Genomic DNA, 19983 nt, shown 5'->3' on the forward strand with positions numbered 1-19983 from the left:
AACCGCTCAATACTGAGTTGAACCATGGAGGCTTGTGGATGATATTTCCAATTCTTGAATATGACCCAACCCGCACTGCCTTTATTGAACCTTCAAAGGTTATCATGCCTCTGGATATGCCTCAGTGTTGTGTAATCTGTTTTTTCAGAGAAGTGATCGATAAAATTGTCATCGAACACAATGCAAAGGTATTGGTAACAGACTTGTGGGAGGATGGACCTCATCCGGTTTACGAAATTGAATACAACGACCAGAGGTTGGCATTCTTTCATCCAGGTATTGGTGCACCACTGGCTGCGGGTCTGCTCGAAAAGGTCATTGCTTATGGTGGTCGGAAATTTATGGTTTGTGGAGGATGTGGAGTTCTTGATAAAGATATGAGCGTTGGGAGCTTAATGGTTGTATCCAGCGCAATCCGCGACGAAGGCGTTTCATATCATTACCTGCCACCAAGCCGAGAAGTCTTTGCGAACCCAGCGGGGGTGAAGGCGCTTGAGGACACCTTGAATATAAAGAACATTACGCATCTTGTCGGTAAAACCTGGACGACCGATGCACCTTTCAGAGAGACGCCGGATAGAATAGCCAAAAGAAAAGAAGAAGGCTGTCTTGCTGTAGAAATGGAAAGCGCCGGCATGATGGCAGTTGCACAATTTCGTGGTGTAACTTTAGGACAGATATTATATGGCGGGGACGATCTGACCTGCGTGGAGTGGGATGAACGTTTATGGCAATCAAATACCACCATACGCGAGAAGCTTTTCTGGCTGTGCGCGGATGCAGTTTTACTTGCCTGATCAGTGAAAAGAAGAACAGGAATTATTTTGTAAAGGAGAGGGCATGCTTCAAGAGAAAATGATTGAGAATATCCGTGAGAAGTGTCACCAGGACATTCGCGTTGTGTCCGCGCTGATGTTCGGGTCGTTCGCAACCGGCGAGGGTGATCAATATTCGGATATAGAATTCGCGGTGTTCATCCGCGACGACTCGTTAAATGATTTCGATCAGCGTTCATGGCTCAATTCATTCAGCCCGGTTGCCGCTTACTTCCTGGACGATTTCGGCCACCACACAGCACTTTTCGAGAACGGCGTGCGTGGCGAGTTCCACTTTATGCGGGCTTCGGAGCAGTCGGTTGTTGCCGGCTGGCAGGGATACGGGTGGTTTCCTTCGCTTGAAGCGGCGGTGTTGCTGGATCGAGAAGGCGAATTGTCGCAGTATGCGCGGCTGCTTGTGGGAGGGCCTCCAAAACGTGAAGGGGCTGAACTGGTAGAGGGTCTGTCCCTTAACCTGATCAACCTGATGCTGTTCGGCGCAAATCTTCTCAATAGAGGCGAATACGCTCGTGCATGGGCTTTATTGGGCAAGGCGCACGAAAATCTGCTAAAGCTGGCTCGACTTCATGAAGGGGAGACTGACCATTGGCCGACTCCTTCGCGGGGTCTCGAGATCGACCTTTCTGGTAATGCATATCGTCGCTACCTGACTTGTACGGCCAGCGCTGAACGTGTTCCTTTGTGCAGAGCCTATTGTGAGTCATGGAGGTGGAGTAGAGAGCTGATAGAGGCGGTTGTCAGACCACATAACATCGAACTCCCACAATCAGTCATGGCACAGTTGGAAATACTGCTTGATAACGTGACTGCTGATCCAAACCCAAACCCGTAAGGCTTCATAGGCAACAGAAACAATAAATGTTCAACCAGGAAGATGCACCTGACCAAAAAGCCGTCAGGTGATCTCCCGGCCCGTTGAACAAGGAAAATACATGATGGATGACCCTAGAACTGAGCCTTTACGCGAGTGGAATCGTTTGGCGCGGGAGAATGCGGAAAATGCGATTGTAGCATCTATGTTTGAAGCTGCCTCACTGGCGCGAGAACCAATTGAGATATTTTCAACTTGGTTATTAGCTGGCACAGCTGCTGTAGCCTCGTTTCTTATTACAAATGCCGATAAAGTTTTACCATTGATAAAACAGACCGGATTTTATGTCTGCGGTGCATTTCTCTGTTTGTCTTGTATCTTTGGTCTTTTATCCAAGATGTACGCCTTGGGTTGCAAGATCGGCAGTGACGTATCGTCTGCGGTGAAGAATACATTTTTAGAACAACTTGAAAAACATAAAGAGGAAGAAAAGAAGATTAAGGAGGGGGCAGAGTTTTGGGGTATTACTCTCGAAACAGGTGTTCGCCTAGAGCGAATAATGACAGAGTTTTACAACCCTCTTCCTAAAGTTATGGTCTGGCTTGCTTTACGGCAGCTGCAAAAATATGCCTCTAACCCACAGGTGAACGGAATTCTTCAGATTAAGAAGCTGAACAAACAGGGACTGTTTGCATCTCTGCAATCATTATCATTCCTAGGCTTTTTGATATCAGGCTTCGTGTTTGCTGCAATTTGCCACTGACTAAATAAAAATGGAATGTTCAGCAAACCTCATGATCGGCCTGGGGCCGTTCAGTCATGTGAAGTAAGTAGAAAAGTGGATGAGCATAAAAAGCACCTCAAATTATAAGTAAAATACTGAGTTCAGGCACAGGAGAGGTTGATGCGAGATTTTAGTAACGGTGGGGACATGAATGTTAACGGTGATCTAATCATAAACGATCATTCACAAAATGAGGTAGGAAAGCCGTTGATTCAGTGTACATCTGAATACCTTATTAAAGAGGAGCGCCCATTTCGCCAAGAAAACCTACGACTCGAAAAACACAGAAAAATCAAAAATTCCATGCCCGTTCTCACCGCTGCTGTCATTGTGATAATCGGGTCGGCAGTATGGGCACATATTAAAGGCGACACAAATCTTGTTACTCTTGTAGTAGGAATTGGAGCACTGCTGGTGGGGTGCGCTGCAATCAAAGGTATTGTTGAACCGAACCAATTTGAAATTCAGGAGCAAAACGCCATCAGAGAGATAAATAATATACTGAAATCACGCCGTGCGGAATGATTACGACACAGGCATTGTTCAACAAAGCGCAACACCGGCCGAGCCGGTGTGCTCTCCCACGTTATTGCCACAAAACTCCCAACAATCCCCCATCCCCAGGAGCCCCCATGCCGATCCGCATCCTCCTCCCCATTGTCACCCTGCTGCTGACCTGTTCCCTTGCCGGAGCCGAGATGTATAAGTGGGTGGACGAGCACGGGGTGGTGACGTTCAAGGACACGCCTCCGCCGGCAACGAAGAAGGGGAAAAAGGTGAAGGTCTACACCGACGGCGATTTCGCGCCGGCGCCGTCTCCGCAACCGGCGGCTCCGCGCAGGGCTACGTCGGCACCGCAGCCCGCACCGCCCGTGAAGCAGCGCTTCACCGGCACGGTTGAGCTGTACGTGACCGACTGGTGCGGCTACTGCAAGTGGGCGGAGAGGTACCTGCAGAGCAAGGGCGTTTCCTATGTGGCCTACGACATCGAAAAGGACAGCGCCGCCATGCAGCGGCACAAGGATCTGGGGGGCCGGGGCGTGCCGCTGATCGTCGTGGGTTCGCACAAAATTTCCGGGTTTTCGCCCGAGACGATCGATTATTATCTGGAGAACGGCCGGTAAGGCCGCGGCCCCCAGCCGTCTCCGTTACGACAGGAGCACGACATGATCCAACGATGCGAATGGTGCGGCACCGACCCCCTCTACGTGGCCTACCACGACGGGGAATGGGGGGTGCCCGCCCACGATGACCGGCACCTTTTTGAGATGCTGATCCTGGAGGGGGCCCAGGCGGGGCTTTCGTGGCTGACGATCCTGCGCAAGCGCGAGGCGTACCGCCGGGCCTTCGCCAACTTCGACGCGGAAACGGTGGCCGCCTGGTCCGAGGCCGACGTGGCGCGGCTGCTGGCCGATCCGGGGATCGTGCGCAACCGGCTCAAGGTCGAGTCGACCATCAGGAATGCCCGGGGCGTGCTGAAGATACGGGAGGAGTTCGGCTCTCTCGATGCGTACCTGTGGCGGTTCGTGGACCATGCGCCCCGGCACAACGCCTGGCGCAGCCTTGCCGAGGTGCCGGCCCGGACGGAGCAGTCCGATGCCATGGGCAAGGACCTGAAGCGGCGGGGCTTCAATTTCGTGGGGTCCACCATCTGCTATGCCTTCATGCAGGCGGTGGGGATGGTGAACGACCATGTGGTCCACTGTTTCCGTCACGACGAGATCAGGCGGCTCGGGGGATGACGTCTTCCATCCTCAAGGCATGCGCCATCTGGCTCCTGTTTATCCCGCTGGGAATCGTGAACGGCGTGGTGCGTGAAAAGGTTCTGAACCCGCTGGTGGGGGCGCAGGTGGCGCTGCCGCTGAGCGGCGTCTCCCTCGGCGCCCTGATCGTTGCGGTCACCACGCTCCTGATCCCGCTGGCGGGAGGACTAACCCCTTCGCGCTGCCGGCTGATCGGCTGGATATGGCTGGTGTTGACGGTCTTTTTCGAGTTTTTCTTCGGCCGCGTCGTCATGGGGCACCCCTGGGCGAAGCTGCTGGAGGCATACGACCCGCGCGGCGGGAACCTCTGGGTGGCGGTGCTGCTGGTGATCGCGGCGGCCCCGTACCTGGCGGCCCGGTTGCGGGGACTGGTGTAGCGGGGGCCACGGGCTCCACGAATCAAGGGAGGCAACGGAATGAAACGCGCACTGCTGGTTATCGACGTTCAGAACGAATATTTCACCGGCGCCCTGCCGGTCAGTTATCCGGAGGGGAGTTTACCCAACATCCTGGCGGCCATGGATGCCGCCGTGGCCAACGGGATTCCGGTGGTGGCGGTCCGCCATGCGTCGCGGCGGCCCGACTCGGCCACCTTCCGGCAGGGCTCTCCCGGGTGGGAGCTGCACCCGGAGGTGGCGCGGCGGCCCCATGACCTGCTGTTGGAAAAGAACCTGCCCGGCAGCTTCACGGATACGAACCTGGAGGCCTGGCTCCGGGAGCGGGGGATCGACACCCTGGTCATCAGCGGCTACATGACCCAGATGTGCTGCGATACCACCTCCCGCGAGGCGTTCCACCGGGGCTTTGCCGTGGAGTTTCTCGCCGACGCCACCGGCACCCTGGCCTTTGCCAACAGCGCGGGCGCGGTCACTGCCGAGGAACTGCACCGGGCGGTGCTCGTGACCCAGCAACTGATGTTCGCCACGGTGATGACCACCGGGGAATGGATCGGTTCGCTCCTCTGAAGCCGCCACCTCATCCTGCCGGAGCAAAGGAGAACGAACCATGTCCGATGTCACGAACACGTGGAATGAACGATACGATACTGAGGAATTCGTCTACGGCCGGGAGCCCAACGCCTTCCTGGCCGGAGTGAGCGCAATGATGCCGCCGGGGGATGTCCTCTGTCTGGCCGAGGGGGAGGGGCGGAACGCGGTCTTCCTGGCGCGGCAGGGTCACCGGGTGCTGGCGGTGGATGCCTCCGCCGTGGGGCTGTCCAAGGCGGCGCGGCTGGCTGAGGAGCACGGGGTGCGGATCGAGACCCTGACCACCGACCTGGCCGACCTGGTTATCGAACCGGGGCGCTGGGACGCCATTGTCTCCATCTTCTGCCACGTGCCGCCCCCTGTCCGGCGGGTTCTGCACCGGCAGGCAGTGGCGGGGCTCCGTCCGGGCGGGCTCTTCGTGCTGGAGGCGTACACCCCGGCGCAGCTGGAGCTCCGGACCGGCGGCCCCCCCACGGTCGAGCTGCTGATGACCCTGGCCGATCTGCGGGAGGAACTGGCGGGCCTCGAATTCCTGCAGGCCCGGGAAATCGAGCGGGACGTGGTGGAAGGGCGGCTCCACACGGGCCGGGGCGCCGTGGTGCAGATCGTGGCGCGCAAGCCGTGAGGGGGCCGGATTCCATGCGCATCACCCTTATCGCGGCCATGGCCGAAAACCGCGTCATCGGCAACCGGGGGGCCATCCCCTGGCACCTGCCGGACGACCTGGCCCGCTTCAGGGCCATCACCCTGGGGCACCCGGTCCTCATGGGGCGCAGGACCTTCGAGTCAATCGGCCGGCCGTTGCCGGGGCGGCTGAACATCGTCCTCTCCCGCCGGGAAGGCTATGCCCCGCCGGGGTGCCTTGCTGCGCGGGACCTGGCCGGGGCACTGGAGCTGGCCCGGGGCGCGGCGGAGCTTTTCGTCTGCGGCGGCGGCGAGCTCTACCGGGAGGCGCTGCCCCTGGCCGACCAGATTCTTCTCACTCTGGTGCAGGGGGAATTTCCCGGCGACGTCACCTTTCCGGAGGTTCCGGCTGATTTCGTGGAAACGGCGCGGGAGGAGGGGGTAGGGGGGCCGGCCCACCTGTTCCTGACCTATGAGCGGAGGAAAGAGGCCCCATGAGCACCGAACCACGCAGGTTCTCCGTCTTCCTCGTCCCCGCAGCCGGGGACCGCCGGTGGGCGGATGGAGTGATCCACGAACTGGCCGACCGCTACGATACGCTCCCCTTCGAGCCCCACGTGACGGTCTACGGCGGCGCGTTCAGCAACGATGCCGAACTGGAGCCGGTACGGCGGGCTCTGGCGGATGCGGCGGCCGGGACGGGTCCGATCACCCTGCAGGTGGCAGGGCTCGGCGTGACCGAGGAATACTTCCGGTCCCTGTTCGTATCGTTCGGAGAAGACCCGGCGCTCCGGCGGCTCCACGAGGCGGTCAAGGGCGCGGTGGCGCAGGATTCGGGCTACCTGCTCGTCCCACACCTGTCGCTCTTCTACGCTGACCTGCCCCTGGCGGCCAAGGAGACCGCCGCCCGCACGGTGGCCCTGGACCGGCAGGAGATGCGCTTCGACCAGGTGAAGATCGTGGTCCCCGATCCGGTCACCGGCTGGAGCGACGCCCGGCGCTGGCAGACCCTCTTCCGGCTGCGGCTGGGGGCCCCGGCGGAGAAGGTCACGACGGTTATTTTCGACTATGGCGGGGTGCTGGCCGAGGAGGGATTCCGGGAGGGGCTGTTCGAGCTTGCCCGGCGCCAGGGGCTCGATCCGATCGCGGTGCACGGCTCCGGCATGGAGGCGGTCTACGCCAGCGGTTACGTCCTGGGCACGGGAAGTCAATCGGCATTCTGGCAGTCGTTGCGGGAACGGACCGGGCTGCGGGGGAGTGACCGGGAACTGTCGAACCTGATCCTCGACCGTTTCGTGCTCCGGCCCCGGATGATGGAGACCGTCCGGGCCCTGAGGGCGAAGGGGTATCGGACCGCCATCCTCAGCGACCAGACCGACTGGCTCGAATGGCTCGACCGGCGCGACGGCTTTTTCCGGGAATTCGATCGGATCTTCAACAGCTACCGGCTGGGCAAGGGAAAACGGGACCCTTCGGTGTTCGACGACGTGGCGCGGGAGCTGGGCATCGCCCCCGGCGAGGTGCTCTTCGTGGACGACATGCTCGCCAACGTGGTGCGGGCCGAAAGCCGGGGGATGCGGGGCATCCTGTTCGAGGACGAGCCACGGTTCGAGCGGGACCTGAAACGGTACACGGAGGTGTAGCATGCGCGCCATGCTGTTCCAGGAGGTGGGAAAACCGCTGCGGCCGGTCCGGGTGCCGGTCCCCGAGCCCGGGCCGGGCGAGGTGCTGCTCAAGGTCCACGCCTGCGGCATCTGCCGGACGGATCTTCACATCGTGGACGGCGAACTGACGGAGCCCGCGCTGCCGCTCATCCCCGGCCACCAGATCGTGGGGAGCGTGGCAAAGCTGGGTGACGGGGTCGAGCGTTTCCGGGAGGGGACGCGGGTGGGGGTCCCCTGGCTCGGCGCCACCTGCGGCGCCTGCCGCTACTGCCGGTCGGGACGGGAAAACCTGTGCGACCACGCCCGGTTCACCGGCTATCAGCGCAACGGCGGCTTTGCCGAGTTCACCGTTGCCGATGCCCGCTTCTGCTTTCCGATCCCCGGGGGATACCCGGACCTCCAGGCGGCGCCGCTGCTCTGCGCCGGGCTCATCGGCTACCGCTCTCTGGTCATGGCCGGTGAGGGGGAACGGCTGGGCATTTATGGCTTCGGCGCCGCGGCCCACATCGTGACCCAGGTGGCCCGCTTCCGGGGATGGCGGGTCTACGCCTTCACCCGTCCCGACGACCAGGCCGGCCAGGCCTTTGCCCGGGAGATGGGGGCGGTCTGGGCCGGGGCCTCCCACGAGCGGCCGCCCGAGGAGCTTGACGCCGCCATCATCTTCGCGCCAGCCGGGGAACTGGTGCCGGCGGCATTGCGGGCGGTGGGCAAGGGGGGCGTTGTGGTCTGCGGCGGCATCCACATGAGCGACATTCCGCCGATCCCCTACGATATCCTCTGGGGGGAGCGGAGCATCCGTTCCGTGGCCAACCTGACCCGGCGCGACGGGGAGGAGTTTCTCGCCCTGGCGCCGAAGGTGCCCGTCAGGACCGAGGTGACCGCCTATCCCCTCAGCGCGGCCAACGAAGCCCTCGACGACCTGCGGAGCGGGCGCATGCGGGGCGCCGGCGTCCTGGTGATCGACGAGGGATAGCCGGGAGAGGGGTGTATCACCCCATCCCGGTTGCCTCGCCAGCACGGCTCCCCTGCGCCGTGGGCATGGCTCTGCCCCTGCCCTGCGGCTCGATTTCGCCCCCAGGTCAGGGTGCTTGAGCACGAGGAGGAGGCGTGATGGCGTCGTTTCAGGGTGGTGACAGAATTGGTCGTCCTCGGTCTTGCTTTCGTATGTCTGTCGGTCATTTGGCGTAAATAATACCGTGTGATTCCCTGGTACAATGGGTGTGGCGCCATGTGTAGCATGCCGTATTGCCTGCATTATGCCCATGATTGCAATATGCTGTTGTACGCGGCTATTTTGGTTGTTTCGCTGGCCTGATAATTGAATTGCTCCGTTCGCACGGCATGGGTTTCCTGCCCCGGCATGTCAACGAACGAGGCACGTCATGACAGCAACGAATACGACGGAATGGTTTGTCAAGGGAGTCGAAGCCCTTCACCACGACCACGTCTATCTGGCCCGTACCTGTTTCGAGCAGGCGGTGACGGAGCGGCAAACGCCACTTTCCTCGTCCTATCTCGCCCTCTGCCAGGCCAAAACGCGGGGAACCTTTTCCGACGCCATCGCCCGTGCCCGGGAGGCCGTGGCGGCCGATCCGGCGAACCCGACCCTCCACCACAACCTGGGATGCATCTACCTGCTGGCAGGTAAGCGGACCGAGGCGATCGATGCCTTCCGCCAGGGGCTGCGCATGGGGGGCGGGGAGGACATCATCGTCGAGCTGGACCGGCTCGGCACCCGCCGCGCTCCCCCCATCAAGCGTCTGTCCCGCAATCACCCCGTCAATAAGTTCCTGGGGATCATCCTCTCCCGGCTAGGCCTGCGGTAGTCCGCCCGCGCCGTCCGTTCCCGCGGGGATTGACCGCCGGGGGACGGAGGTGGTAGGGTTGCCCCATGCATCCCATCCGCTGCGAAGCCGTTGTGCTCGCCACCATGGATTATCGGGAGAGCGACCGGATCGTCACCCTGTTCACGCTCTGCCACGGCAAGGTGCGCGGCCTGGCCCGGGGCGCCCGCAAGAGCATGCGTCGCTTCGGAGGCGCCCTGGAGCCCTTTGCCCGCCTGAGCGTGGAACTGGTCGTCCGGGAGGGGCTCTCGTCCCTGCGCGGCGTGGACATTGTGACCGTCTTTCCCCGCATCCGGCAGGATCTGGCCGCCATCGGCCACGGCGGGTATGCCGTGGAGCTGGTCGACCGCCTCCTGCCTGACGGTGCGCCGGTTCCCCGGCTGTTCCGGCTCCTCGTTTCCTATCTGGAGCACCTGGATCAGGGGGGCGCCACCCCCTCGGACCGGCGCTTTTTCGAAGCCAATCTGCTGAATATCCTCGGCTACCGCATTGCCCTCGATACCTGTGCCGGCTGCGGCGTCGATCTTCCCGCCGATTCGGCCCGGCGTGCCGGTGCGGGGGGCGCGGTGCTCTGCGCCGGCTGCGGCCGCTACGGCGCGCCGTTGTCGGCGGAGACCGTCCGTCTTCTGCACCGGTGTCTGGGCACCGGGCGGTTCGGTGCCGTTGCCTTTTCCCCCGAGGCCCTCGGCGAAGCCGGGCCGCTCCTGGACGGCGCCATCGGGACCCATCTCGCCCGTCCTCTTAATTCCCTTGCCTTTTTGCGCCAGTTGGCCCCGTGACGTCGCTGCAGCCCTGCATCCGACACCCCGCAGGGGGGCGGACGAATGGGCGCGAGTGCGGCAGAGCGCGGGTATTCCGGGGGCTGCTTGGTTTCCTGGCCTGATGGATTGCGGGTTGCGGCGGATTAAATTCTTGACAGGGTGGGAGAAGCATTGTAATCTCGTGAGCTCTAATTGTGCGTAACTTGGACGCTTTTTCATTTTGGCCAAACCCTGTTTACGCACGATAAAGCTATTTTCATTTTATGCCAGGGGAGGAACCACCTTGACCTTCCAGGATCTGATTCTCGCCCTCCAGGGATACTGGGCGCAGCAGGGATGCGTTATCCAGCAGCCCTACGACACCGAAAAGGGTGCCGGCACCTTCAACCCAGCCACCTTCCTCCGCGTTCTCGGCCCCGAGCCGTGGAACGTTGCCTACGTGGAACCGTCCCGCCGCCCCACCGACGGGCGCTACGGTGAAAACCCCAACCGCCTCCAGCACTACTACCAGTTCCAGGTGATCATGAAGCCGTCCCCCGTGAACATTCTGGATCTCTATCTGGATTCGCTCCGGGCCTTTGGCATCGATCCCGCGAAGCACGACATCCGCTTCGTTGAGGATGACTGGGAGTCGCCGACCCTGGGCGCCTGGGGCCTGGGCTGGGAGGTGTGGCTCGACGGCATGGAGATCACCCAGTTCACCTATTTCCAGCAGGCCGGCGGGATCGATCTAAAGCCGGTCTCGTCGGAGATCACCTACGGCTGCGAGCGGATCGCCATGTACCTGCAGGGGGTCGACAACGTCTACGATCTGGAGTGGGTCAAGGGGGTGAGCTACGGCGACATCCACCACCGGACCGAGGTGGAGTTCTCCACCTACAACTTCGAGGAAGCGGACGTGGACATGCTCCTCACCCTGTTCACCATGTACGAGAAGGAATGCGTGCGCCTGGTGGAGCGCGGTCTCGTGCTCCCGGCCTACGATTTCGTCATGAAGTGCTCCCACACCTTCAACCTCCTGGATGCCCGGGGGGCCATCTCGGTCACCGAGCGCGCCTCCTACATCGGCCGGGTCCGCAATGTGGCCCGTCTTTGCGCCGAAGGCTACCTTAAGCTCCGCGAAAGCCTGGGTTTCCCGCTGCTGAAAGGAGGACGGAAGTAACATGAGCAAGGAACTGTTTCTCGAAATAGGCACCGAGGAGATCCCCGCCGGCTTCCTGCCCAAGGCCATGGCCGACATGGAGGCCATCGTCACGAAGGAGCTGGAGAACGCCCGCCTTGCCTTCGGCGAGGTGAAGACCTTTGCTACCCCCCGTCGCCTGGCGCTGGTGGTGAAGGGGCTGCCGACCGTTCAGCCCGATGCCGAGATTACCGCCCTGGGGCCGGCCAGGAACATCGCCTTCGGTCCCGACGGCACGCCGTCCAAGGCGGCCGAGGGCTTCGCCCGTGGCCAGGGGGTCGACGTGGCGTCCCTGACTCTGGTCTCCACCGAGAAGGGCGAATACGTGGCCGCCGTCCGCAAGGAGAGCGGCCGGCCGGTGCCGGACCTCCTCGCCGAGATCCTGCCGCGGCTGGTGGGGGGCATCCCGTTTCGCAAGTCCATGCGCTGGGCCGATCTGGACGTGCGTTTCGCCCGCCCCATCCACTGGATCGTGGCCCTGTTCGACGGGGTCGTCGTCCCCTTCGCTTTCGGCAGCGTCCAGAGCGGCAATGTCTCGCGGGGCCACCGGTTCATGGCCAACCAGCCGTTCCCGGTCCGTGACTTTGCCCACTACCTGGACGAGTGCGAGCGGCACTTCGTGATCCCCGATCCCGAGCGGCGCAAGGAAACCATCCGCCGGGAGATCCATCGGGTTGCCAAGACCGCCGGCGGCCATCTCCTCCCCGACGAGGGGCTCCTGGACGAGGTGACCTACCTGGTGGAGTACCCCAGCGTGGTCCACGGCACCTTTTCTCCGGACTTCCTCAAGGTCCCCCGCGAGGTGCTCATCACCTCCATGCGGAGCCACCAGCGCTACTTCTCCATCGTTGACGACGCCGGCAAGCTCATGCCCGGTTTCATCACCATCAACAATACCCTGACCGAGGACCCCTCCGTGGTGGTCAAGGGGAACGAGCGCGTCCTGCGCGCCCGCCTCTCCGACGCCCGCTTCTTCTTCGAGGAGGATCAGAAGGTGAAGCTGGAGACCCGGGTGGAGTCCTTGAAAAACGTGGTCTACCAGCAGAAGCTCGGCACCTCCTACGAGAAGATGGAGCGCTTCCGCGCCCTGGCCGAGGGACTGGCCGACCTCCTCAATCCGGCGGTGAAGGCCAAGACAGCCCGGGCCGCCTTCCTCTGCAAGGCCGACCTGGTTTCCGGCATGGTCGGCGAGTTCCCCGAGGTACAGGGGATCATGGGCCGTGAGTATGCCCTGCTCCAGGGCGAGGACGCCGAGGTGGCCGCCGCCATCGCCGAGCACTACCTCCCCACCCAGGCCGGGGGGGACCTCCCCGCATCAGACATCGGCGCTTTCGTCTCCATCGCCGACAAGCTCGATACCATCTGCGGCTGCTTCGGGGTGGGGCTGATCCCCACCGGTTCGGCCGATCCCTATGCCCTGCGCCGTTCGGCCCTGGGCATCATCAACATCATTCTCGACCGGGGCTGCCGCCTCTCGCTGGAAGGAGAGATCGGGAAGGCCCTGGAACTCCTCTCCGCCAAGCTGACCCGCCCCGCCGCCGAGGTGATGGCTGATGTGCTGGAATTCTTCCGGGGCCGGTTCGTGAACCTCATGGCCGACCGCTATCCGGCCGATGCCGTGGACGCGGCCATTGCCGCCGGCTTCGACGACCTGGTGGACGCCGAGGCCCGCATCGGCGCCCTGGCCGCCTTCAAGGGGCGTCCGGATTTCGATTCCCTGGCCGTGGCCTTCAAGCGGGTCTGCAACATCGTCAAGGAGGGGGTCGATCAGCCCGTGGCTGCGGCCCTGTTCCAGGAGCCGGCCGAGGGTGCCCTGTTCGCGGCGTTCCAGCAGGTCCGCGCCGACGTGGAGGCCCGCACCGCCGCCGGCGACTACCTGGCCGCGCTCACCGGCATTGCCGCCCTCAAGGGCGCCGTGGACGACTTCTTCGACAAGGTGATGGTCATGGCCGAGGACGAACGGGTCAGAACAAACCGGTTAGCACTGCTGACCGGGGTCGCCCGGCTCTTCGGAGGGGTCGCGGACTTCGCGAAGATAGCCGCCTAGCTCATGCTAGGCGGTTTTTTTGTTTTAATTTCCCTAAATACCGCTTGAGCAGTATTAAAAGCAGTTTATCGTAGCTGAACGGGTTTGACCGTCAGTAAAAACTCAAGGAGGCGTGCAATGGCTGGCAAGTATGTTTACTTCTTCGGCAATGGCCAGGCCGAAGGAAAGGCCGAGATGAAGAATCTGCTGGGGGGCAAGGGGGCCAACCTGGCGGAGATGACAGCGATCGGGCTCCCGGTCCCGCCGGGATTCACCATCACCACCGAGGTCTGCACCTACTACTACGCCAACAACCGGAGCTATCCGCCGAGCCTGGCGGCCGAGGTTGCCGAACACCTGAAGAAGATGGAATCTCTCATGGGGCGCACCTTCGGCGACCGGAACAACCCGCTTCTGGTGTCGGTCCGTTCCGGCGCCCGGGCTTCCATGCCGGGTATGATGGATACCATCCTGAACCTGGGACTCAACGATGAGACGGTCCAGGGGATCATCGCCCAGAGCGGGGACGAGCGCTTCGCCTACGATGCCTATCGCCGCTTCGTGCAGATGTACTCCGATGTGGTCATGGGCATGGACAAGGACCTGCTCGAACACCTCCTCGAGCAGAAGAAGGATGAGAAGGGGGTCCACCTGGACACGGACCTCACCGCGGCCGACTGGAAGGAACTGGTCGGCAAGTTCAAGGCAAAGATCCGCGAGACCATCGGCAAGGAGTTCCCCGAAGATCCGCAGGAGCAGCTCTGGGGCGCCGTGGGCGCCGTGTTCGGCTCCTGGATGAACCAGCGGGCCATCACCTACCGCCGGCTCAATAACATTCCCGCCGACTGGGGCACCGCGGTCAACGTCCAGTCCATGGTTTACGGCAACATGGGGAACGACTGCGCCACCGGCGTTGCCTTTACCCGCGACCCCTCCACCGGCGAAAACTATTTCTACGGCGAGTACCTGGTGAACGCCCAGGGCGAGGACGTGGTGGCCGGCATCCGGACCCCGCAGCCCATCAATCGGGCCAACAGCAAGGACACCACCCTCCCGGCCATGGAAGACGTGCTGCCCGAGTGCTACCAGCAGCTCGTCCAGATCCGCGGCATCCTTGAGAAGCACTACAAGGACATGCAGGACATCGAGTTCACCATCGAGAAGGGCAAGCTGTTCATGCTCCAGACCCGCAACGGCAAGCGGACCGCCAAGGCGGCCATCAAGATCGCCGTGGACATGGTGCGGGAAGGGCTCATCGACGAGAAGACCGCTGTGCTGCGGGTGTCTCCGTCCCAGCTCGACCAGCTCCTCCATCCGTCCCTTGATCCCAAGGCCCAGAAAAGGGTCATCGCCAAGGGCCTTCCCGCCTCCCCCGGAGCGGCCAGCGGCGAGGTGGTCTTCACCGCGGACGAGGCCGAGGCTGCCGCCCGCCTGGGGCTCAAGGTGATCCTGGTCCGGGTCGAGACGAGCCCCGAGGACATCCACGGCATGCACGCGGCCCAGGGGATCCTCACGGCCCGCGGCGGCATGACCTCCCACGCGGCGGTGGTCGCAAGGGGCATGGGCAAGTGCTGCGTTGCCGGCTGCGGCGACATCAAGGTCGATTACGCCGGGAGCCAGTTCGCCACCGCCAAGGGGCAGGTGGTCAAGAAGGGGGATGTCATCACCCTGGACGGCTCCACCGGCGAGGTGATGCTCGGCGAGGTGCCGACAGTTCCGCCGCAGCTTACCGGGGACTTCGGCACCCTGATGGAGTGGGTGGACCGCTTCCGCAAGTTGAAGGTGCGAACCAATGCCGACACCCCCAACGATTCGCGGGTGGCCCGCGAGTTCGGCGCCGAGGGGATCGGCCTCTGCCGCACCGAGCACATGTTCTTCGAGGCGGATCGGGTCGCCGCGGTGCGGGAGATGATCCTCGCCGAGGACGTGGAGGGGCGCAAAAGGGCCCTGGCCAAGATCCTGCCCATGCAGAAGGGTGACTTCGTCGGCATCTTCCGGGAGATGAAGGGGCTGCCGGTCACCATTCGCCTGCTGGATCCGCCGCTCCACGAATTCCTGCCCCACGAGGACAAGGACATCGATGCCCTGGCCAAGAGCATGGGGGTCACGGCCCAGTCGCTCAGGGCCAAGGTGGACTACCTCCACGAGTTCAACCCCATGCTCGGACACCGTGGCTGCCGGCTGGGGCTCACCTTCCCGGAGATTTACGACATGCAGGTGCAGGCCATCATGGAGGCTGCCTGCGAACTGACCAAGAACGAGGGGTTCAGCATCGTGCCCGAGATCATGATCCCGCTGGTGGGCGTGGTGACCGAGCTTGCCCGTCTGCGGGAGAACACGGTGCGCGTATGCGAGGAGGTCATTGCCGCCTGCGGCGTCAAGGTCGACTACCTCATCGGCACCATGATCGAGCTTCCCCGGGCCGCCCTCACCGCCGACGAGATTGCCCGGGAGGCCGAGTTCTTCTCCTTCGGCACCAACGACCTGACCCAGACCACCTTCGGCCTCTCCCGGGACGATGCCGGCAAGTTCCTGCCGTTCTACGTGGAAAGCGGGCTGCTGGAGGAGGACCCCTTCGTCTCCCTGGACCAGAACGGGGTCGGCCAGCTCGTGAAGGTGGCGGTGGAAAAGGGGCGCGCCACCCGCCCCGACATCAAGCTCGGCATCTGCGGCGAGCATGGCGGCGACCCCTCGTCAGTCATCTTCTGCCACCGGATCGGCCTCGACTATGTGTCCTGTTCGCCGTTCCGGGTGCCCATCGCCCGGCTCGCGGCGGCCCATGCCGTCCTGGATGAAGCGAAGTAGCAGCGTGCGTCAGCGGGGGAGACAGGGTCTCCCCCGCTTTTTTCCGGTCAAATATCAGCTTGACAGGCCGTGCGTATTGGTGCTAGAAAGCGAAAAATTCGTCCGGGCTCACCCAAAGCCCCATTATGCCGCTGGCAGTAACAGGAGGAGATGAGTAATGGCTAAAGGTGTGGTGAAATGGTTCAATGACAGCAAGGGGTATGGCTTCATCGAGCAGGAAAACGGCGAGGATGTGTTTGTCCATTTCTCCTCGATCCAGGGCGACGGGTTCAAGACCCTGGTCGAAGGACAGGCGGTGACCTTTGATGTGGTCCAGGGGGCCAAGGGACTTCAGGCGGCCAACGTTATGAAGGCGTAGGCATTACAGCCGCAAACGGTTGCACATTGCGAAGCCCCGGGGAAACCCGGGGCTTTTTTACGTGCTCGTGGGCCGAGGATGGGGGGTGAGCGTGGAAGCGTATTCATTTGGATAAAACAATTTTTTAAATAATTAAAGGTATGGGGAGGTCTGCCGATACAATAGGATAAGTATACGACACGGTCAGAAGGAGCCCGCCATGTTTCGAACGAGACTTGCTTTCAAGGTTCTCGCCATCATCGGTATAACCCTGTTCTTGGGGTTTGCCGCCCTCGGCATCACCTCTATCTGGCTTGAATACAATGCCATTATGGATCTTCAGACCCGCAACACCCGGGGGCTCTCGACCCTCGTGGTCCGTGACATCGGCGAGCTCATGACAGCGGGGGACATGGCCGTTATCGAGCGCTACGTGGCCGATGTGCGGGGCAAGGGGGCTGTCCTGGACCTGCGCATTTATGATACCGCGGGGAGACCGGCCGGTACCAGCCAGGATGCGCCGGACGGGGAGGTGCAGGCGGCCCTTGCGTCCGGGACTGCTGCGGAAAAGCGCCACAAGGTGGATGGGCGGCACGTGCTGAGCTTCATCGTTCCCCTGGCCAATGAGGTGCGCTGTCAATCGTGCCATGGGCAGAGCGACCGCTTCAACGGCGCCATGCTCCTCACCACGTCGCTGGAGGAGGGGTACGCCGGCGCCCGGAACCTGACCCTGGCCCTGGCCGTGGTGGGCGTGTGCTCGTTTTTTCTCCTTCTTGGCGTAATGTACCTGTTTTTCCAGCGGACCATCATCCGGAACATCGGCGAGATATCGCGGCGGGTGCAGGAGATTGCCCGGGGCGAAGGGGATCTCACCGCCGCCGTGCCGGTGCGCTCCAGCGACGAGCTCGGGATGCTGGCCGAGGGGATCAACCTGCTGGTGGCCAAGCTCCGTGAGATTATCTCGGGCCTGTATCACCAGGCCGGGCACATTGCCATTTCCGCCTGCCGCACCATCAAGGAAACCGAACGGCTGGTGACATCCACCCACGAGCAGAAGGATCTGTCCACGTCAGTGGCGGTTGCCTCCGAGGAGATAGCGGCGACTCTCAATGATGTGGCCGTCAACACCCAGCGGGCAGCCCAGTTGTCCCTTTCCGTGGACCGGGCCGCCCAGGGGGGGATGGCCACCGTGACGGAGACCGCCGAGAGCATCGACCGGATCAGGGACAGCGTCATGGCAACGCTCGACACCATGGACAAGCTGCAGCAGTCGTCGGGCCAGATCGGAGAGATCGTCGGCATCATCGGCGACATTGCCGACCAGACCAATCTCCTGGCGCTCAACGCGGCAATAGAAGCGGCCCGGGCCGGAGATTCGGGCAAGGGGTTCGCGGTGGTGGCCAATGAGGTTAAGGTGCTGTCGGACCGGACCGCTTCCTCCACCCGGGAGATCGGGACCATCATCAGGAGCATTCAGGCGGAGATCCGCGCGGTTGTGGCATCCATTGCCGAAGGGAAGGACAAGGTCGAGGTGGGCGTCGAGCGGTCAACCTCGGCGCGGCGGCAGTTGGAGGATATCCTGCGCCTGGCGGCTGAGTCCACGGACATGATCAACCAGATCGCCACGGCCACGGAGGAGCAGAGCGCCACCACCGGCGAGATCTCCGAGAAGATATCCCAGGTTTCGGGTACGGCCGAACGGGTAAACGGCCAGATGGAGCAGACGGCGGGGATCTTCCGGGAGCTTTCGGAGACCGCCGAGCAGATTTACGGCACCGTGGGCCGGTTCAAGGTGGGGACCTATCATGATACGGTCAAGGGGTTGGCGTCGGAGATGCGGGACCGGGTCGCCGCAACGCTTGAGCGGGCCGCGGCGGATCGGCGCACTACTCTTGATGCGCTGTTCAGCACCGAGTACACGCCGATCCCCGACACCTTCCCCCAGAAGTACAGCACGCCCTCTGACCGGCTCTTCGACGAGATCATTTCGCCGATCCAGGAGGAGATCCTGGGGCGCGACAGCGGCATGTACTACGCCATATGCGTTGACCGGCGCGGCTACTGTCCTTCCCACAACCTCCGCTATTCGCGCCCCCTCACCGGCAACCGGGAGGCGGACAATGAGCATAACCGGACCAAGCGGATTTTCGATGATCGCACGGGGCTTCGGTGCGCGGGCAATACGGGGAGCTTCCTGCTGCAGACCTACCTGAGGGATACGGGCGAGGTGATGAATGACCTGTCGGTGCCGATCGTTATCGGCGGCAGGCACTGGGGCGCCGTGAGGATCGGCTACCGGGCCGACGATTGAGGCCGGCCACGGCTACCGGACCTTGAAGCCGGCCATGGCTTCGGTGAGACCTTCCGCCTGGCGCGCGAGGCGGGAGACGGCCTCTTCCATGAGCCGGGTCGTATCGAGACCGTTGACCGCGGTGGTCTCCATGTTTTCCACTGCCTCAACGATCTTCTGGCTGTTTTCCGCCTGAACCTGGGATGCCTGGCGGATGGTCGAGATCATGCGCGTCACCCCTTCGCTGGAGCGGACGATGTGGGTGCTGGTGTCGCGCTGCTCCCGGGTGGAGGTGAAGACGCGCCCCGTGAGGCTCTTCATGCGGTCCGCCGCCTCGGTGATCAGCTCGGTGCCGTGGGCCTGCTCCTGGGTGGCGCGCACGATTTGCCCGACCATTTCCGCCACCCGTTCCATGGCCCGGCGCATGTTTTCGCTGCCCTGAGCCTGTTCCACGGTGGTCCGCGCGATCTCGCCCACCTGATCGGCTGCCATCTTCACCCCGTCCACGATCTTTTCGAGCGCCTCCCCCGAACGGTAGGAGAGCGTTTCCCCCTCCCCGATCCGGTCTTCCGCCTGCTTGATGGCCTGAACCGCCCGCACCGTCTCCTCCCTGAGTCCGGAGATGATATCTGCTATTTCTCCGGTGGAACTGGTGGTCCGCTTGGCAAGTTCCTTGATTTCGTTCGCCACCACTGCGAACCCCTTGCCGTGTTCCCCTGCCTGGGCGGCGATGATGGAGGCATTGAGGGCCAGGAGCTTGGTCTGCTCCGCAATCTCGTTGATGACCGAGATGATGGTGCCGATGTCACCGACCCGGTGAGAGAGGGTGGTAATGGTGTCAGAGGCGCTGCGGGAGGAACGGCGGATCTCGCTGATGCCCGAGATGGTCCGATCCACCGAGTCCCGTCCCAGTTCCGCGTCGCGCAGCACCTCTTCCGAAATGGCAGCGGTTTCCAGGGCGCTTTTTTCCACCTGCTTGATGGACAGGTCCAGTTCGGCCACCAGGGAGGCGGTGCGGGAGGCATCCTCCATGAGCACCCCGACGCTTCTGCCGATCTCCTTTTCCGCGGCCGCCATCTGGATGATGGATGAGCTCACCTCGTCCACCTCCCGGGCAAGCCCTTCCATGTGTTCCGCCACCACCTCGATGCTCGTCGACATCTGGACGATGGCGGCGGCATTCTCGGAGGCCGTGCGCGACAGGCTTTCCACTGACTGGGCGACCTCGTTCACCGATCGGTCAATGGCGCGGATCCCGTCGGTGGTCCGCTG

The 19983-nt window shown here is 62.5% G+C and carries 20 protein-coding genes; 19 read left to right on the forward strand and 1 reads right to left on the reverse strand.

Annotated features, from left to right (window positions below):
* The 19 genes from AC6CDK_RS14450 to AC6CDK_RS14540 all read left to right on the forward strand — a co-directional run.
* On the forward strand, nucleotides 1-797 hold a 797-nt coding region (locus AC6CDK_RS14450), incomplete at its 5' end, for a nucleoside phosphorylase (RefSeq protein ID WP_496639890.1).
* Between the two features lie 43 nt (nucleotides 798-840).
* On the forward strand, nucleotides 841-1668 hold the full coding sequence (gene lnu(F) / locus AC6CDK_RS14455) for a lincosamide nucleotidyltransferase Lnu(F) (RefSeq protein WP_012470624.1): 828 nt from the start codon (nucleotides 841-843) through the stop codon (nucleotides 1666-1668).
* 100 nt (nucleotides 1669-1768) lie between these two features.
* Nucleotides 1769-2410, forward strand: coding sequence for a hypothetical protein (locus AC6CDK_RS14460; RefSeq protein ID WP_192906032.1), 642 nt, complete (start codon nucleotides 1769-1771; stop codon nucleotides 2408-2410).
* A gap of 141 nt (nucleotides 2411-2551) precedes the next feature.
* The gene (locus AC6CDK_RS14465) at nucleotides 2552-2956 is read left to right on the forward strand and encodes a DUF6106 family protein (RefSeq protein ID WP_192906033.1); all 405 of its coding nucleotides are present in this window, start codon (nucleotides 2552-2554) and stop codon (nucleotides 2954-2956) included.
* Between the two features lie 107 nt (nucleotides 2957-3063).
* Entirely contained in the window at nucleotides 3064-3555 is a 492-nt protein-coding gene (locus tag AC6CDK_RS14470) for a DUF4124 domain-containing protein (RefSeq protein ID WP_014551349.1), read from the forward strand.
* Nucleotides 3556-3597: 42 nt separating this feature from the next.
* Nucleotides 3598-4173, forward strand: a complete 576-nt coding sequence (locus tag AC6CDK_RS14475) for a DNA-3-methyladenine glycosylase I (protein ID WP_014551350.1) — start codon at nucleotides 3598-3600, stop codon at nucleotides 4171-4173.
* On the forward strand, nucleotides 4170-4571 hold the full coding sequence (locus AC6CDK_RS14480; protein WP_014551351.1) for a hypothetical protein: 402 nt from the start codon (nucleotides 4170-4172) through the stop codon (nucleotides 4569-4571). The genes AC6CDK_RS14475 and AC6CDK_RS14480 overlap by 4 nt, the downstream gene beginning before the upstream one ends.
* A 39-nt stretch (nucleotides 4572-4610) precedes the next feature.
* Nucleotides 4611-5159, forward strand: a complete 549-nt coding sequence (locus tag AC6CDK_RS14485; RefSeq protein ID WP_014551352.1) for a cysteine hydrolase family protein — start codon at nucleotides 4611-4613, stop codon at nucleotides 5157-5159.
* Between the two features lie 40 nt (nucleotides 5160-5199).
* Nucleotides 5200-5805, forward strand: a complete 606-nt coding sequence (locus AC6CDK_RS14490; RefSeq protein WP_010941233.1) for an SAM-dependent methyltransferase — start codon at nucleotides 5200-5202, stop codon at nucleotides 5803-5805.
* A 14-nt stretch (nucleotides 5806-5819) separates the two neighbouring features.
* Nucleotides 5820-6302 carry a dihydrofolate reductase gene (locus AC6CDK_RS14495; RefSeq protein WP_192906034.1) on the forward strand — a complete coding sequence of 161 codons (483 nt, stop codon included), beginning with the start codon at nucleotides 5820-5822 and terminating at the stop codon, nucleotides 6300-6302.
* On the forward strand, nucleotides 6299-7447 hold the full coding sequence (locus tag AC6CDK_RS14500) for an HAD-IA family hydrolase (protein ID WP_496639891.1): 1149 nt from the start codon (nucleotides 6299-6301) through the stop codon (nucleotides 7445-7447). The genes AC6CDK_RS14495 and AC6CDK_RS14500 overlap by 4 nt, the downstream gene beginning before the upstream one ends.
* A gap of 1 nt (nucleotide 7448) precedes the next feature.
* Nucleotides 7449-8441, forward strand: coding sequence for a zinc-dependent alcohol dehydrogenase family protein (locus AC6CDK_RS14505; RefSeq protein ID WP_066357007.1), 993 nt, complete (start codon nucleotides 7449-7451; stop codon nucleotides 8439-8441).
* Nucleotides 8442-8850: 409 nt separating this feature from the next.
* Nucleotides 8851-9294, forward strand: a complete 444-nt coding sequence (locus AC6CDK_RS14510; protein WP_039642853.1) for a tetratricopeptide repeat protein — start codon at nucleotides 8851-8853, stop codon at nucleotides 9292-9294.
* A 65-nt stretch (nucleotides 9295-9359) separates the two neighbouring features.
* Entirely contained in the window at nucleotides 9360-10091 is a 732-nt protein-coding gene (gene recO, locus AC6CDK_RS14515; RefSeq protein ID WP_192905630.1) for a DNA repair protein RecO, read from the forward strand.
* 265 nt (nucleotides 10092-10356) lie between these two features.
* A complete protein-coding gene (gene glyQ, locus AC6CDK_RS14520; protein WP_039642855.1) occupies nucleotides 10357-11235 on the forward strand; it encodes a glycine--tRNA ligase subunit alpha in 879 nt (292 codons plus the stop codon).
* Nucleotide 11236: 1 nt separating this feature from the next.
* Nucleotides 11237-13300, forward strand: coding sequence for a glycine--tRNA ligase subunit beta (gene glyS, locus AC6CDK_RS14525; RefSeq protein WP_039642856.1), 2064 nt, complete (start codon nucleotides 11237-11239; stop codon nucleotides 13298-13300).
* A 117-nt stretch (nucleotides 13301-13417) separates the two neighbouring features.
* Nucleotides 13418-16084: a pyruvate, phosphate dikinase gene (gene ppdK / locus AC6CDK_RS14530; protein ID WP_039642857.1), complete on the forward strand. Its 2667-nt coding sequence runs from the start codon at nucleotides 13418-13420 to the stop codon at nucleotides 16082-16084.
* Nucleotides 16085-16241: 157 nt separating this feature from the next.
* On the forward strand, nucleotides 16242-16442 hold the full coding sequence (locus tag AC6CDK_RS14535) for a cold-shock protein (RefSeq protein WP_010941244.1): 201 nt from the start codon (nucleotides 16242-16244) through the stop codon (nucleotides 16440-16442).
* A 199-nt stretch (nucleotides 16443-16641) separates the two neighbouring features.
* A complete protein-coding gene (locus AC6CDK_RS14540) occupies nucleotides 16642-18732 on the forward strand; it encodes a methyl-accepting chemotaxis protein (protein WP_039642858.1) in 2091 nt (696 codons plus the stop codon).
* Between the two features lie 12 nt (nucleotides 18733-18744).
* Here AC6CDK_RS14540 and AC6CDK_RS14545 read toward each other — a convergent pair.
* Nucleotides 18745-19983: methyl-accepting chemotaxis protein (locus AC6CDK_RS14545; RefSeq protein ID WP_496639892.1), on the reverse strand; the 1239-nt coding region annotated here is incomplete at its 5' end.

The organism is Geobacter sp. PheSNFMC (assembly GCF_059620965.1).